The 12,700-nt window shown below is 71.7% G+C and carries 11 protein-coding genes; 5 read left to right on the forward strand and 6 right to left on the reverse strand.

All coding sequences use genetic code 11. The features are described 5' to 3' along the window. Window positions 1–21: 21 nt before the first annotated feature. Window positions 22–3,957, reverse strand: a complete 3,936-nt coding sequence (locus HCC30_RS20120) for a replicative DNA helicase (protein WP_277348015.1) — start codon at window positions 3,955–3,957, stop codon at window positions 22–24. 537 nt (window positions 3,958–4,494) lie between these two features. Between HCC30_RS20120 and HCC30_RS20125 the strand changes: the two genes are divergently transcribed. Next, entirely contained in the window at window positions 4,495–5,883 is a 1,389-nt protein-coding gene (locus HCC30_RS20125) for an MATE family efflux transporter (protein WP_169444012.1), read from the forward strand. A gap of 132 nt (window positions 5,884–6,015) precedes the next feature. On the opposite strand, the gene rplI is transcribed toward HCC30_RS20125, so the two are convergent. From rplI to rpsF, 4 genes are all read right to left on the reverse strand, one after another. After that, window positions 6,016–6,462 carry a 50S ribosomal protein L9 gene (gene rplI / locus HCC30_RS20130; RefSeq protein WP_169444013.1) on the reverse strand — a complete coding sequence of 149 codons (447 nt, stop codon included), beginning with the start codon at window positions 6,460–6,462 and terminating at the stop codon, window positions 6,016–6,018. Window positions 6,463–6,480: 18 nt separating this feature from the next. Beyond that, window positions 6,481–6,717 (reverse strand): 30S ribosomal protein S18, encoded by a 237-nt coding sequence (rpsR, locus tag HCC30_RS20135; RefSeq protein WP_018838794.1) that lies wholly within the window; start codon window positions 6,715–6,717, stop codon window positions 6,481–6,483. 78 nt (window positions 6,718–6,795) lie between these two features. Further along, window positions 6,796–7,362 carry a single-stranded DNA-binding protein gene (locus HCC30_RS20140; protein ID WP_169444014.1) on the reverse strand — a complete coding sequence of 189 codons (567 nt, stop codon included), beginning with the start codon at window positions 7,360–7,362 and terminating at the stop codon, window positions 6,796–6,798. Between the two features lie 156 nt (window positions 7,363–7,518). Then, a complete protein-coding gene (gene rpsF, locus HCC30_RS20145) occupies window positions 7,519–7,809 on the reverse strand; it encodes a 30S ribosomal protein S6 (protein ID WP_169444015.1) in 291 nt (96 codons plus the stop codon). A 217-nt stretch (window positions 7,810–8,026) separates the two neighbouring features. On the opposite strand from rpsF, the gene HCC30_RS20150 reads away from it, so the two are divergent. The 3 genes from HCC30_RS20150 to HCC30_RS20160 all read left to right on the forward strand — a co-directional run bounded on the left by HCC30_RS20150 (window position 8,027) and on the right by HCC30_RS20160 (window position 10,717). After that, entirely contained in the window at window positions 8,027–8,338 is a 312-nt protein-coding gene (locus HCC30_RS20150) for a hypothetical protein (RefSeq protein WP_169444016.1), read from the forward strand. A 163-nt stretch (window positions 8,339–8,501) separates the two neighbouring features. Then, window positions 8,502–9,623, forward strand: coding sequence for a peptidoglycan bridge formation glycyltransferase FemA/FemB family protein (locus HCC30_RS20155; protein WP_169444017.1), 1,122 nt, complete (start codon window positions 8,502–8,504; stop codon window positions 9,621–9,623). A gap of 62 nt (window positions 9,624–9,685) precedes the next feature. Continuing rightward, window positions 9,686–10,717 (forward strand): alanine racemase, encoded by a 1,032-nt coding sequence (locus HCC30_RS20160; protein WP_169444018.1) that lies wholly within the window; start codon window positions 9,686–9,688, stop codon window positions 10,715–10,717. A gap of 60 nt (window positions 10,718–10,777) precedes the next feature. Here HCC30_RS20160 and HCC30_RS20165 read toward each other — a convergent pair whose 3' ends face one another. After that, window positions 10,778–11,365, reverse strand: a complete 588-nt coding sequence (locus HCC30_RS20165) for a TetR/AcrR family transcriptional regulator (RefSeq protein WP_169444019.1) — start codon at window positions 11,363–11,365, stop codon at window positions 10,778–10,780. A gap of 80 nt (window positions 11,366–11,445) precedes the next feature. On the opposite strand from HCC30_RS20165, the gene HCC30_RS20170 reads away from it, so the two are divergent. After that, a complete protein-coding gene (locus tag HCC30_RS20170) occupies window positions 11,446–12,579 on the forward strand; it encodes an FAD-dependent monooxygenase (RefSeq protein WP_169444020.1) in 1,134 nt (377 codons plus the stop codon). Window positions 12,580–12,700: the final 121 nt, after the last annotated feature.

Consider the following 12,700-nt stretch of genomic DNA (forward strand, 5'->3'; position numbering starts at 1 on the left):
TGCGGCCGCTTCGGCGGATCCTTACGTCTGCGCCATGTCCACGAAGCGCGAGTAGTGCCCCTGGAAGGCCACGGTGATCGTCGCCGTCGGACCGTTACGGTGCTTCGCCACGATCAGATCCGCCTCACCGGCCCGCGGCGACTCCTTCTCGTACGCGTCCTCGCGGTGCAACAGGATCACCATGTCGGCGTCCTGCTCGATGCTGTTGTGGATGTGGATGCCGTTGGCGACGAAGTTGTGCGTGCCCAGCACCGTGGCGTCGTAGACGTCCTGCTCGCCCAGGCTCTCGACCGAGACGATCCGGTCCCACTGGACGTCGCTGGTCGCCAGCAGTTCCAGCTCCTGGCTCTCCAGTACCTCGGCGACCCGGCCCAGGCGGCTGCGGCTGGGCGAGGACTTGTACAGCGACGAACCGCAGTACCGCATCCCCAGCTCCGCCTGGAAGGCCCTGGTGGTCACGGACTTCTCGCGCATCGCCTCGCGCACCGCGCCCCAGACCTCCTGGGGGACGGTGTCGACGTTGGTGTTCGCCACGACCTCGCGGAGCCGTTCGGAGGCCGCGACCACGTGCCGCTCCCGGTCTCCGTGCACCCCGACCTCGTCGAGGAACCGGCGCTGGTCCTCCACACCGGACACGTCCACCGACCAGCCCGGCCTGCCCTTGGTGTTGCCCACGCGTCGGACGCGGGCCCGGATGTCCACCCGCAGCATGAGCTGCTGGACGTCGCGGGCGAGCCGCTCGCTCGTCGTCGCGTAATAGACGCGCACCGCGCCGGACTTGGCCACCGTCACCGAGCCGTCCGTCGCCCACAGGTGGCGCAGGAAGAGCCGCACCTGGTCGTCGGGCAGGCCGTGCACCTGCTGCGGCAGGAACTTCTCGTGCGAGCGCTTGCCGTACAGCCCCATGCCGTCCAGCCACTCCGCCACGGGGTTCCGGCGCCCGTGGGTGAGGTGGTGGGGCGCGGGCAGGTAGACGTGCGACCAGGCGTCCTGACGCTCCCGGCGCGGCGTGATGCCGAAGTGCTCCGCGGCCTCCTCCACCGCTCGCAGGTTCGCCTCGTCCGCGCTGGTGTAGTGCACGGGCTGGCGCGGGGCCACGCAGCCGTCGCCCAACAGGTGGGCCAGCATGACGACTTCCGCCTCCGGGAGGCGCACGGCCTGGCCGGGGGCATCCGTACGGCGCGGTACCGCGACCCGCGACCCCTCGGCCAGCTCGCCCAGCGGCGTCCAGCCGTCGTAGGTGAGGAAGGGGTGGTTCGCCGTCGCCTCGATCTCCCGGCCCGACGCCAGACGCAGCCGGAAGACCTCCTTCCGCCCGCTGGGGAAGACGTGCGTCATGGTGCGCGGGACCATGCGCAGGTTCTCGTCCAGCGACCAGACCGGAATGTCCCGGGCGCCGCTCTCCAGGAGTTCGCCCATCGTCACCTCGGCGCCGGTGTCCGCGCGCAGGACGCGCGTACCCGCTGTGACACAGCCCGATTCCCGCAGGTCGGAGACCATCGGCTTCTTGTCGGTGCGCTGTTCGGGGCCTCGGTTCAGCTGGGAGAGGGCGATCACGGGGACCTCCAGCTCCTTGGCCAGCAGCTTGAGGTTACGGGACATGTCCGAGACCTCCTGCTGACGGCTCTCGGGCCGGCGGGAGCCGCCGGTCTGCATCAGCTGGAGGTAGTCGATGACGATCAGCTGGAGGTCGTTCCGCTGCTTCAGGCGGCGGCACTTGGCGCGGATCTCCATCATCGACAGGTTGGGCGAGTCGTCGATGTAGAGCGGCGCGTCCGTGACGCCGGGCATCTGACGCGCCAGCCGCGTCCAGTCGTCGTCCGTCATCGTCCCGGACCGCATGTGGTGCAGCGCCACCCGCGCCTCGGCGGACAACAGCCGCATCGCGATCTCGTTCCGCCCCATCTCCAGCGAGAAGATCACACTCGGCATCGTGTGCTTGATGGAGCAGGCGCGGGCGAAGTCCAGGGCGAGGGTGGAGTTGTGCGTGGGGACCATGGACCGGGTGGCCAGGTACAGGCGGTCCGCGTTGTCCACCTGGACGCACCGCACCGGGACGCCGGGGATCTCCCGTACGTCGGTGATGTAGCGCCGCTCCGCCTTCGGCGCCCGCTCCCGCCCGCGCTCGGCCTGTGCCCGGCGCTTGCGGTCGAGGCCGAAGACCTCGTCGGTGCAGGTGAAGTTGAGCTGGTACGCCGTCGACGTCGCCTCGCTGCGCCCCTGCACGTCGCGGGTGGCGATGCTGCACCGGTGGCCGAGGCCGACGACGAGCTCCCGCACGCTCTCGGCGAGGGCCCGGTTGGTGACGGTGAACTGGACGGAACCGCTGTTGGTGACCGTGCCGTCGGTGTCCAGCAGTCCGGCGAGCAGTGCCCTGCGCTGCTGGGCCGAAGCACGCAGATACCGCTGCGGAATGTGCTTGTCGCCGAGCACCCCCAGCTCCCGCAGGGCGGTGAGCAGGCTGCCGTGGCGCCGGGTGCAGCTGTCGCAGCGCGGTTCGGCGAAGGGTGAGTGGCAGCGGGTGCCGCAGTCCACGCAGGTGGTGTGCGGCACGGGGTCCGAGACGCCCCGGGCCTTGCCCCCGCAGGACTGCCCGCAGGTGCGTACGTGCGCGAGCTTCGGCACGAAGGCCGTGCCGCAGACGACGCATTCGCGCTCCAGCCGCCGCGGCGGCTCGGTCGCGAAGGCCAGGGCGTAGGTGATCGACGAGCCGACCGGCTTCGCCGTCAGCCCCTCCTCCTCGATGCGGGCGATGACCTGCGGGTCGGCGGAGGTGATCCGCGCGGCCTCGGTGTGGCCGTCGCCGAGCCAACTGCCCAGCGTGTACGGCGGAATGGGAAGCTCTGCCTCCGGCAGGTCGAGGGGGGCCGCGTTGCGGACGCTGTGGTTGATCCGTCCGTCGGCCGTGGTGCACCGCAGCGTCCCGGCGATCTCCTTCGTGGTGCGGACGCCCGGGGGCACGTGCGCCGAACGGCGCGAGGCGCGCGTCTCGGTGAGCCACTGGTGGTCCGCGTCCGCGACGACCGTCGTGCCGTCGTCGAAGGTCAGCTCGTAGCAGGGGCGCTCCGTCATGACCTCGGTGGCCGCCACGACGCGGGTCGGGCGGCCGTCGGCGTCGAGGAGGAAGTCGCCCTCCCGGACCTCGCCCATCGTGGTCCAGCCGTCCGGGGTGGGGAGCGGGGTGTCGAGGGCCAGGGCCTTGCCCATCGCCGGACGTGCCGCGATGACGATCATCTGGCCCGGGTGGAGGCCGTTGGTGAGGGCGTCGAGGTCGGTGAAGCCGGTGGGGACGCCGGTCATCTGGCCGCTGCGGGAGCCGATGGCCTCGATCTCGTCGAGGGCGCCCTCCATGATGTCGCCGAGCGGGAGGTAGTCCTCGGTGGTCCGCTGCTCGGTGACCTGGTAGATCTCCGCCTGGGCCGAGTTGACGATGTCGTCGACGTCGCCGTCGGCCGCGTATCCCATCTGCGTGATGCGGGTGCCGGCCTCGACGAGGCGGCGGAGGACGGCGCGTTCGTGGACGATCTCCGCGTAGTACTCGGCGTTGGCCGCGGTGGGGACCGTCTGCACGAGGGAGTGCACGTACCCCGGGCCGCCGACGCGGGCGATCTCGCCGCGCTTGGTCAGCTCGGCGGTGATGGTGATGGGGTCGGCGGGCTCGCCCTTGGCGTAGAGGTCGAGGATCGCCTGGTAGACGATCTCGTGCGCGGGGCGGTAGAAGTCGTGGCCCTTGAGGACCTCGACGACGTCCGCGATGGCGTCCTTGGACAGCAGCATGCCGCCGAGCACGGACTGCTCGGCCTCCAGGTCCTGCGGGGGGACGCGTTCGAAGCCGCTGGGCTGCGCGTCACCGCCGCGGCGGTCGGAGTCGCCGCCGTTGTTGCCGCCGGAGCCGTTGCGGCGCTGGCGGGCGACGGGGAAGTCCGGCTCGGGGGGCGGCTCGGGGCCGGGATCCATCAGCCACGGATCCTCGACGTGCTCGGGCTGCTGCGTCACCCCGGCCACCTCCTCCTCGTGCGGTCACGTCGGCCGTGCGTCGCGTGGCCACGTCCGGCCGGGGCCCGACGGCCCGGCGGCATCCACGTTCCTACGGCACGGCTCTGACAAATGGGGCGCCCGATTCCGCTTACGGCGCGTCGAGCCCCCGGTGAAGTGGAGGGGAACCCAGGGCGGGCGCTGCACTACGGTAGAGCGGGGTCCGACGTCAGCCAATCTGGTTATCCACAGGGTGGTGTGGACGACGGACCCGTTCCTGTGGAGAAGCTGCCGAAAGCTGTGCACGAACCGGGGGACAGTGCTGTGGAGAAGTCCGCGCCCTCCCCGTTTCACCGCCTCTGACCTGCGGTGATGGCGGCCCGCGCCGGTGCACGGAAAAAACTCCGGAACTGGGGCCGATATCACGTCCCCAGGTGGTCGCACAGGTCTCCCAACGCTCGAACCGTAATAGACAACGGCCTCTTGTGCCTCTTACTTGTGGATGCTTGGATCGACACCATGAACGGTACGAACGGCGAAACCCCGGGCGGCGCCCCGACCCGGGAATCCCAGGGCACCCGCGCCACCCGCGCGGCCGTCCGGCGGCACGACCGCGAGATCGTCTCGCTCGCGCTGCCCGCCTTCGGCGCCCTCGTCGCCGAGCCGCTCTTCGTCATGGCCGACAGCGCCATCGTCGGCCACCTCGGCACCCCGCAGCTCGCGGGCCTCGGAGTCGCCGCCGCGCTGCTCCAGACCGGCGTCAACATCTTCGTCTTCCTCGCGTACGCCACCACGGCGGCGGTCGCCCGCCGGGTCGGCGCGGGCGATCTGCCCGCCGCGATCCGGCAGGGCATGGACGGCATCTGGCTGGCGCTGCTGCTCGGCGCCGCCGTGATCGCGGTGGTGCTGCCGACGGCGCCCGCGCTCGTCGACCTGTTCGGCGCCTCGTCCACCGCGGCGCCGCACGCCGTGACGTACCTGCGGATCAGCGCCCTCGGCATCCCCGCCATGCTCGTCGTGCTCGCCGCGACGGGCGTGCTGCGCGGCCTCCAGGACACCAGGACCCCGCTGTACGTCGCCATCGGCGGCTTCACCGCGAACGGCGTGCTCAACGTCGCCCTCGTGTACGGGCTCGGCCTGGGCATCGCGGGCTCCGCCTGGGGCACGGTGATCGCCCAGTTCGGGATGGCCGCCGTCTACCTCGCCGTCGTGGTGCGCGGCGCCCGGCGGCACGGCGCCTCGCTCCGCCCGGACGCCGCGGGCATCCGCGCCTGCGCCCAGGCCGGGGTGCCGCTGCTGGTGCGGACGCTCTCGCTGCGCGCCGTGCTGATGATCGCGACGGCGGTCGCGGCGCGGCTCGGGGACGCGGACATCGCGGCGCACCAGATCACCCTCACCCTCTGGTCGCTGCTGGCCTTCGCGCTGGACGCCATCGCCATCGCCGGGCAGGCGATCATCGGCCGCTACCTCGGCGCGGGGGACGAGGCGGGGGCGCGGGCGGCCTGCCGGCGGATGGTGCAGTGGGGGATCGCCTCGGGTGTGGTGCTGGGCGCGCTGGTCGCGCTGGCCCGGCCGCTGTTCATGCCGCTGTTCACCACGGACCAGGAGGTCATCGGGCAGCTCACGACGGTGCTGCTGGTGGTGGCGGTGACGCAGCCGATCGCCGGGGTCGTCTTCGTCCTCGACGGGGTGCTGATGGGCGCGGGCGACGGGCCGTACCTGGCCGGGGCCATGCTCGTCACGCTGGCGGTGTTCGCGCCGGCCGCGCTGCTCGTGCCGGTGCTCGGCGGCGGGCTGACGGCGCTGTGGTGGACGGTCGCGGGCGTGATGATGGGCGCCAGGCTCGTCACGCTGTGGCTGCGGGCGCGCTCGGGACGCTGGGTCGTCACGGGGGCGGTGCGGGCGTAGGGCCCGCGGAACGCCCGCGCGCGGCACGGGAGTTGCACGACAAGGGGCCGTGACCTCGCCCGAGGGCGGGTCACGGCCCCTTGCCGTGTGTCGTCTGCGTCCGGGCCGGGCGCGACGATCAGGTCAGCGCGGTCAGGCCGCGACGACCTCGACGTCGACCTTGGCGGTCACGTCGGCGTGCAGACGGACCGAGACCTGGTGCGCGCCCAGGGTCTTGATCGCGTTGCCCACCTCGATGCGGCGCTTGTCCAGCTCGGGACCGCCCGCGTCCTTGACGGCCGAGGCGATGTCGGCCGGGGTGACGGAGCCGAACAGACGGCCCTGGTCGCCGGCGCGGACCGGGAGGCGCACCTGGGTGCCCTCAAGGCGGCCCTTGACCTCGTTGGCCTGCTCGATCGTCGCGATCTCGTGGATCTTGCGAGCGCGGCGGATCTGCTCGACGTCCTTCTCGCCACCCTTGGTCCAGCGGATCGCGAAACCGCGCGGGACCAGGTAGTTGCGGGCGTAGCCGTCGCGGACCTCGACGATGTCGCCGGCGGAACCGAGACCGGAGACCTCGTTGGTCAGGATGATCTTCATCAGTCGGTCACCCTTTCCTTATCGAGCGGTCGAGGTGTAGGGCAGCAGCGCCATCTCACGGCTGTTCTTCACGGCCGTGGCGACGTCACGCTGGTGCTGGGTGCAGTTGCCGGTGACCCGGCGGGCACGGATCTTGCCGCGGTCGGAAATGAACTTCCGCAGCAGGTTCGTGTCCTTGTAGTCGACGTAGGAGATCTTCTCCTTGCAGAAAACGCAAACCTTCTTCTTGGGCTTGCGGGGAGGCGGCTTCGCCATGTCTCTCTCCAGATGATTCAAGAAGTGTGCAGCTAGGAGCCGGACTTCCACAGTCCTGCCGGTCCGGGGACCGGAGGATCAGAAGGGGGGCTCCTCCGAGTAGCCACCACCGGAGCCACCGCCCCAGCCGCCGCCACCGCCCTGGCCGCCGGCCGGTGCGCCCGTGGCCCACGGGTCACCCGCGGGGGCGCCGCCGCCCTGGCCGCCGGGGCCGCCGCCCCAGCCGCCCTGGCCCTGACCGCCCTGGCCGCCGCCGAAGCCGCCACCCTGGCCGCCGCGGCCGCTGGTCTTGGTGACCTTGGCCGTGGCGTTGCGGAGACTGGCGCCGACCTCGTCGACGTCCAGCTCGTAGACCGTGCGCTTGATGCCCTCGCGGTCCTCGTAGCTGCGCTGCTTGAGGCGGCCCTGCACGATGACGCGCGTTCCCTTGGTGAGGGACTCGGCGACGTTCTCCGCCGCCTGCCGCCAGACCGAGCAGGTCAGGAACAGGCTCTCGCCGTCCTTCCACTCGTTGGTCTGCCGGTCGAAGGTGCGGGGGGTGGACGCGACGCGGAACTTCGCGACCGCCGCACCGGAGGGGGTGAAGCGCAGCTCGGGGTCGTCGACGAGATTGCCGACGACCGTGATGACGGTCTCGCCTGCCATGGGGTACCTCTCGGCGGGTGCTGCTGGCTGTAGCTGGCTGCTGTGGCCTCTGGTGGCCCTCCGGAACCGCTGGCTCCGGGGGGCGTGGATCTACTCGGACCCGTCAGGACGGCCGGACTCGGCGGCCCGGTCCGTCGCTCGGCTCAGAGAGCCTGCTCAGTGAGCGGCGGGACGGAGGACCTTGGTCCGCAGGACCGACTCGCTCAGGTTCATCTGGCGGTCGAGTTCCTTGACGGTCTCAGGCGTGGTCTGCAGGTCGATGACCGAGTAGACGCCCTCGGGCTTCTTCTTGATCTCGTAGGAGAGCCGGCGACGGCCCCAGGTGTCGACCTTCTCGACCTTGCCGCCGTCCTCACGGACGACCGACAGGAAGTTCTCGATCAGCGGGGAGATCGAGCGCTCCTCGAGATCGGGGTCGAGGATCACCATCACCTCGTAGTGACGCATTAAGAACCCACCTCCTCTGGACTCAGCGGCCACGGTCGTTCCGTGGCAGGAGGGTCGTGATGCGTGTCGCATGACCGGAGCCATGCAGACGGTCCAGCGTACCCGGCACCCGCCCCCGGGTTGAAATTCAGGTGCGGTTCCCCGCAATCTGGACGTCTCGGGTGTGGCCGGTGTCACAGAGGCGCCGGGCGCGCGGGTTCCGGTCAGGAGGTGCCGCATGGCACAGGCAGTCAGGCACGGACACGGACGCAGTCTCTTCTCCCTCCTCAACACCGACGGCAAGGCCCATCCCGTGGAGAACGCCTTCGCCGCGGTGACGATCCTGCTCGGCGCGATCGCCGCGATCTCGGCGATCTGGCCCGCCGCGCACCACCTCAGCTCCTGGACGGGGCTGGTCGGCATCGGCACCGGGCTGTGGGGGCAGTTCATCTCGGCCACGACGGCCGAGCGGTTCGTCCTGATCATCGGCCTGGGCGCGTCCGCGGTCGGCTTCTACCTCGGCGTCGCACACGGCGGCCTGTACGGCTGACCACCGCTGAACCACGGCGGGACCCCGGCCGTTCCCGCCACCCCCGGCGGCCCGTTCGCGCCCCGCGGTGCGGGCCGCGGGCGGCCGGGGGATGGCCGTGCGGGGGTGCGGGCCCAGTAGGCTTCCCGGCGAGTCACCACAGTCGCCGGAGGAGCGTCCCCGCATGAGCCTGACCCTGAGGACCATCAGCCGAGAGCAGCATCTGGCGTTCATCCAGAGCCAGCCCTCGGCCAGCCACTGTCAGGTGCCCGCCTGGGCGGACGTCAAGGGCGAGTGGCGCTCGGAGAACCTGGGCTGGTTCGGCGAGACCAGTGGGGAACTCGTGGGCGCGGGCCTGGTGCTGTACCGGCAGCTGCCGAAGGTGAAGCGGTACCTGGCGTACCTGCCCGAGGGCCCGGTGATCAACTGGTACTCGCCGCAGCTGGAGGAGTGGCTCCAGCCGATGCTGGCGCACCTGAAGCAGCAGGGCGCGTTCTCGGTGAAGATGGGCCCGCCCGTGGTGATCCGGCGCTGGGACGCCCCGGCCATCAAGAAGGGCATCCAGGACCCGGAGGTCAAGCGGCTGCGGGACATCGAGGCCACGCACATCGAGCCGCGTGCCTTCGAAGTGGCCGACCGGCTGCGGAAGATGGGCTGGCAGCAGGGCGAGGACGGCGGCGCCGGCTTCGGTGACGTGCAGCCGCGGTACGTCTTCCAGGTGCCGCTGGCCGAGCGTTCGCTGGAGGAGGTCCACAAGGGCTTCAACCAGCTGTGGCGGCGCAACATCAAGAAGGCCGACAAGGCCGGTGTGCAGGTCGTCCAGGGCGGCCTGGAGGATCTGGACGACTGGCAGCGGCTGTACGAGATCACGGCCGAGCGGGACAAGTTCCGGCCGCGTCCCAAGTCCTACTTCGAGCGCATGTGGAAGGTCCTGAACGCCGAGGACCCGAACCGCATGCGGCTGTACTTCGCCGAGCACGAGGGCGAGCGGATCGCCGCCGCGACGATGCTGATCGTCGGCGAGCACGTCTGGTACTCCTACGGCGCCTCGGCGAACCACAAGCGCGAGGTGCGCCCGTCGAACGCCATGCAGTGGAAGATGCTGCAGGACGCGTACGCGCTCGGTGCGAGCGTCTACGACCTGCGCGGCATCAGTGACTCGCTGGACGAGACGGACCACCTCTTCGGTCTGATCCAGTTCAAGGTGGGCACCGGCGGTGAGGCCGCCGAGTACATCGGTGAGTGGGACTTCCCGCTCAACAAGCTGCTGCACAAGGCGCTGGACATCTACATGTCCCGCCGCTGAGCCTCACCCACCGCCCGCGCACCGACACCCGAACGCACCCCAGGAAAGGTTTCGTACCGGCCATGGCGCTCACCCTCTACGTCGACACCGATCGCTGGCGGGCGCACCAGCGCGCGGTCGTGCAGCAGTTCCCTGGCATCGTGCCGGTCTGCAAGGGCAACGGCTACGGATTCGGGCACGAGCGGCTGGCCGAGGAGGCCACCCGTTTCGGCTCCGACATCCTGGCCGTCGGCACGACCTACGAGGCCGCCCGGATCAAGGACTACTTCGGCGGCGACCTGCTGGTGCTGACCCCGTTCCGGAAGGACGAGGAGCCGGTGCCGCTGCCGGACCGGGCGATCCGCTCGGTCTCGTCGGTCGAGGGCGTCGGGCTGATGCGCGGGGCGCGCGTCGTCATCGAGGTCATGAGCAGCATGAAGCGGCACGGGGTCACCGAGGAGGACCTGCCGAAGCTGCACGCGGCGATCGACGAGGTCCGTCTTGAGGGCTTCGCGATCCATCTGCCGCTGGACCGCGCGGACGGTTCGGACGCGGTGGAGGAGGTCATCGGCTGGATGGACCGGCTGCGCGCGGCGCGGCTCCCGCTGGACACGATGTTCGTCAGCCACCTGAAGCCGGACGAGTACATGCGGCTGACGCAGCAGTTCCCGCAGACGAACTTCCGCGCGCGGATCGGCACCCAGCTGTGGCTGGGCGATCACGAGGCGACGGAGTACCGGGGCGCGATCCTGGACGTCACGCCGGTGCAGAAGGGCGACCGCTTCGGTTACCGGCAGCAGAAGGTCGCCGGTGACGGCTGGCTGGTGGTCGTCGCGGGCGGTACCTCGCACGGGGTGGGCCTGGAGTCGCCGAAGGCGCTGCACGGGATGACCTCGCGGGCGAAGGGCGTCGCGCGGGCCGGGCTGGCCACGGTGAACCGGAATCTGTCGCCGTACCAGTGGGCGGGCAAGCAGCGCTGGTTCGCGGAGCCGCCGCACATGCAGGTGTCGATCCTGTTCGTGCCGTCCGAGGCGGGCGAGCCGAAGGTCGGCGAGGAGCTGGTGGCGAGCCTGCGGCACACGACGACGACGGTGGACCGTACGGTCGACCGCTGAGTCTCCTCCGTCCCGACTTCCGCGCCCCCACGGTCTGTTGACCGCGGGGGCGCTGTCGTGTCAGGGGAGCAGGGCGGCGAGGAAGGTCTCGATCTCGGGGGCCGGGTCGGTGGTGTCCTCTTCCGGGAGGGGGACGAGCGCGCGGTGCAGCATGAGGCCGTCGAGGTAGTCGAAGAGCATCCGGCAGTGCTGTCCGGGGGCGGCCGAGCCGAGGTGGCGCAGCCAGTCGGCGGCCCAGGTGATGAGCGCGGTGCGGCTGCGGGCGAGGGGTTCGCGGACGTCCGCGCGGGCGGCTCCCTCGACGAGGAGCGCGTACCGGGCGACGGTGCGGACGCGGCCGGGTCCGGTGGTGGCCGTGTGCACCATCCGGCCCAGCAGGACGGCCAGTTCGCGGGCCATGCCGGGGAGTTCGGCGTGCTGGAGGTTCTCCCAGTCCTGCCGGTCGAGGGCTTCGAGGTGGGCGACGACGCCGGTGACGAGTGCGTCGCGGCTGCGGAAGCAGTTGGACGCGGTGCCCGGCGGAACCTGGGCGGCGCGGTCGACGGCCTGGTGGGTGAGTCCGCGGGCGCCGGCGGTGCCCAGGACGGTCAGTGCCGCGTCGAGGACCTGCCGTCGTCTGCCGCCCGCTGCCGGGGTCCTGGTGGCCATGCCGCTCGTCTCCTTCGCCGTCCGTCCCCGTTCACTATATTCGTAGTGCCGCGGCACTATAAACGTAGTACGGTCGGGACATGAACCTGAGCGGGACGAGGACAGCGGCCGTCGTCGGTGGCGGCATCGGCGGGCTCGCCGTGGCCCTGCGGCTGCGGCAGGCCGGCTGGGACGTCGAGGTACTGGAGCGCGCGCCCGAACTCCCGCGCGCGGGAACGGCGCTCGGGCTCTGGCCGAGCGCCCTGCGCGCCCTGGACGCGCTCGGCCTGGGCGACGCCGTCCGCGCGACCGGGCGGGCCCAGGCCGGCGGCGCCTTCCTGCGCGCGGACGGCAGCACCATCGCCGAGCTGGCCGTCGGGGAGCTGCGGCGCGGCACGGGGGACGGCGTCCGGCTCCTCTCCAGGCCCGCGCTGCTGGGCCTGCTCGGCGAGGCGGTACGGACGGCGTCCGGGCCCGGGTCGGTCACCCTGCGCCTCGGCGAGCCGGTGCCGGACGTCACCGCGCTGCGCGGCCGCGCCGAGGTGCTCGTCGCCGCCGACGGGGCGCACAGCCGGGCCAGGACGGCGCTGTTCGGGCCCCGGTACGCGGCCAGGTCCGTCGGCGTGACCGCCTGGCACGGCACCGTCGGCGGCGACGTGGACACCGTGACGGAGACCTGGGGCGCGCGGCGCCGCTTCGGCATCACGCCGCAGGAGGGCGGGGTCACCAACTGGTTCGCGTGCGCGGTCGGGCGGCCGGGCGCGCAGCGGGTGCGCGAGTCCGCGGACCGGGAGGCCGAACTGCGCCTGCTGCGCGGGCACTTCGGCGACTGGCACGGCGCGGTGCGCGCGGTGCTCGGCCGGGTCGAGCAGGGCGAGGGGCCGCTCCTCCGCCGCGAACTGCACACCCTCAGGCCGCCCCTGCCCAGTTACGTCCGCGACGGCATCGCGCTGATCGGCGACGCGGCGCACGTGATGACGCCCGACCTCGGACGCGGGGCCTGCGAGGCGCTGGTCGACGGGGTGACGCTCGCCGACTGCCTGGTCCGGCACACGGGTTCGGGCGGCGGCGGGCTCGCGGCCGGGCTGCGGGCCTACGACGCGGAGCGGCGGCGGCCGACGCAGCGGCTGGCCCGGCAGTCGCTGCTGATGAACCGGATGGTGCACGCGCCCGTCGGCCCGGCGCGGAACGCGGTGCTGCGGGGTGCGCTGGCGCTGGGCGGTCCGCCGGTGTGACGGTCGGGAATCCGGGTGGGACGAGCCGGATGATCTTGGGTTTAGACTGGTCACGGGCCCGAAGTCGCAAGCTCGGATTGCGACTTCGGGCCCGTCCCGTCTCCGCCCCCGGTGCCGTGGG

Origin of the sequence: Streptomyces sp. HNM0574 (genome assembly GCF_012726235.1) — a bacterium.
In the GTDB taxonomy this organism is placed as follows: domain Bacteria; phylum Actinomycetota; class Actinomycetes; order Streptomycetales; family Streptomycetaceae; genus Streptomyces.

Bases quoted from the DNA above. Each gene is read 5' to 3' on its own strand.
- HCC30_RS20155 (WP_169444017.1), top strand. From the start codon at position 8,502: ATGAGCCTGACCCTGAGGACCATCAGCCGAGAGCAGCATCTGGCGTTC.
- rpsF (WP_169444015.1), bottom strand. From the start codon at position 7,809: ATGCGTCACTACGAGGTGATGGTGATCCTCGACCCCGATCTCGAGGAG.
- rpsR (WP_018838794.1), bottom strand. From the start codon at position 6,717: ATGGCGAAGCCGCCTCCCCGCAAGCCCAAGAAGAAGGTTTGCGTTTTC.
- HCC30_RS20160 (WP_169444018.1), top strand. From the start codon at position 9,686: ATGGCGCTCACCCTCTACGTCGACACCGATCGCTGGCGGGCGCACCAG.
- HCC30_RS20165 (WP_169444019.1), bottom strand. From the start codon at position 11,365: ATGGCCACCAGGACCCCGGCAGCGGGCGGCAGACGACGGCAGGTCCTC.
- HCC30_RS20125 (WP_169444012.1), top strand. From the start codon at position 4,495: ATGAACGGTACGAACGGCGAAACCCCGGGCGGCGCCCCGACCCGGGAA.
- HCC30_RS20120 (WP_277348015.1), bottom strand. From the start codon at position 3,957: ATGGATCCCGGCCCCGAGCCGCCCCCCGAGCCGGACTTCCCCGTCGCC.
- HCC30_RS20170 (WP_169444020.1), top strand. From the start codon at position 11,446: ATGAACCTGAGCGGGACGAGGACAGCGGCCGTCGTCGGTGGCGGCATC.
- HCC30_RS20140 (WP_169444014.1), bottom strand. From the start codon at position 7,362: ATGGCAGGCGAGACCGTCATCACGGTCGTCGGCAATCTCGTCGACGAC.
- rplI (WP_169444013.1), bottom strand. From the start codon at position 6,462: ATGAAGATCATCCTGACCAACGAGGTCTCCGGTCTCGGTTCCGCCGGC.
- HCC30_RS20150 (WP_169444016.1), top strand. From the start codon at position 8,027: ATGGCACAGGCAGTCAGGCACGGACACGGACGCAGTCTCTTCTCCCTC.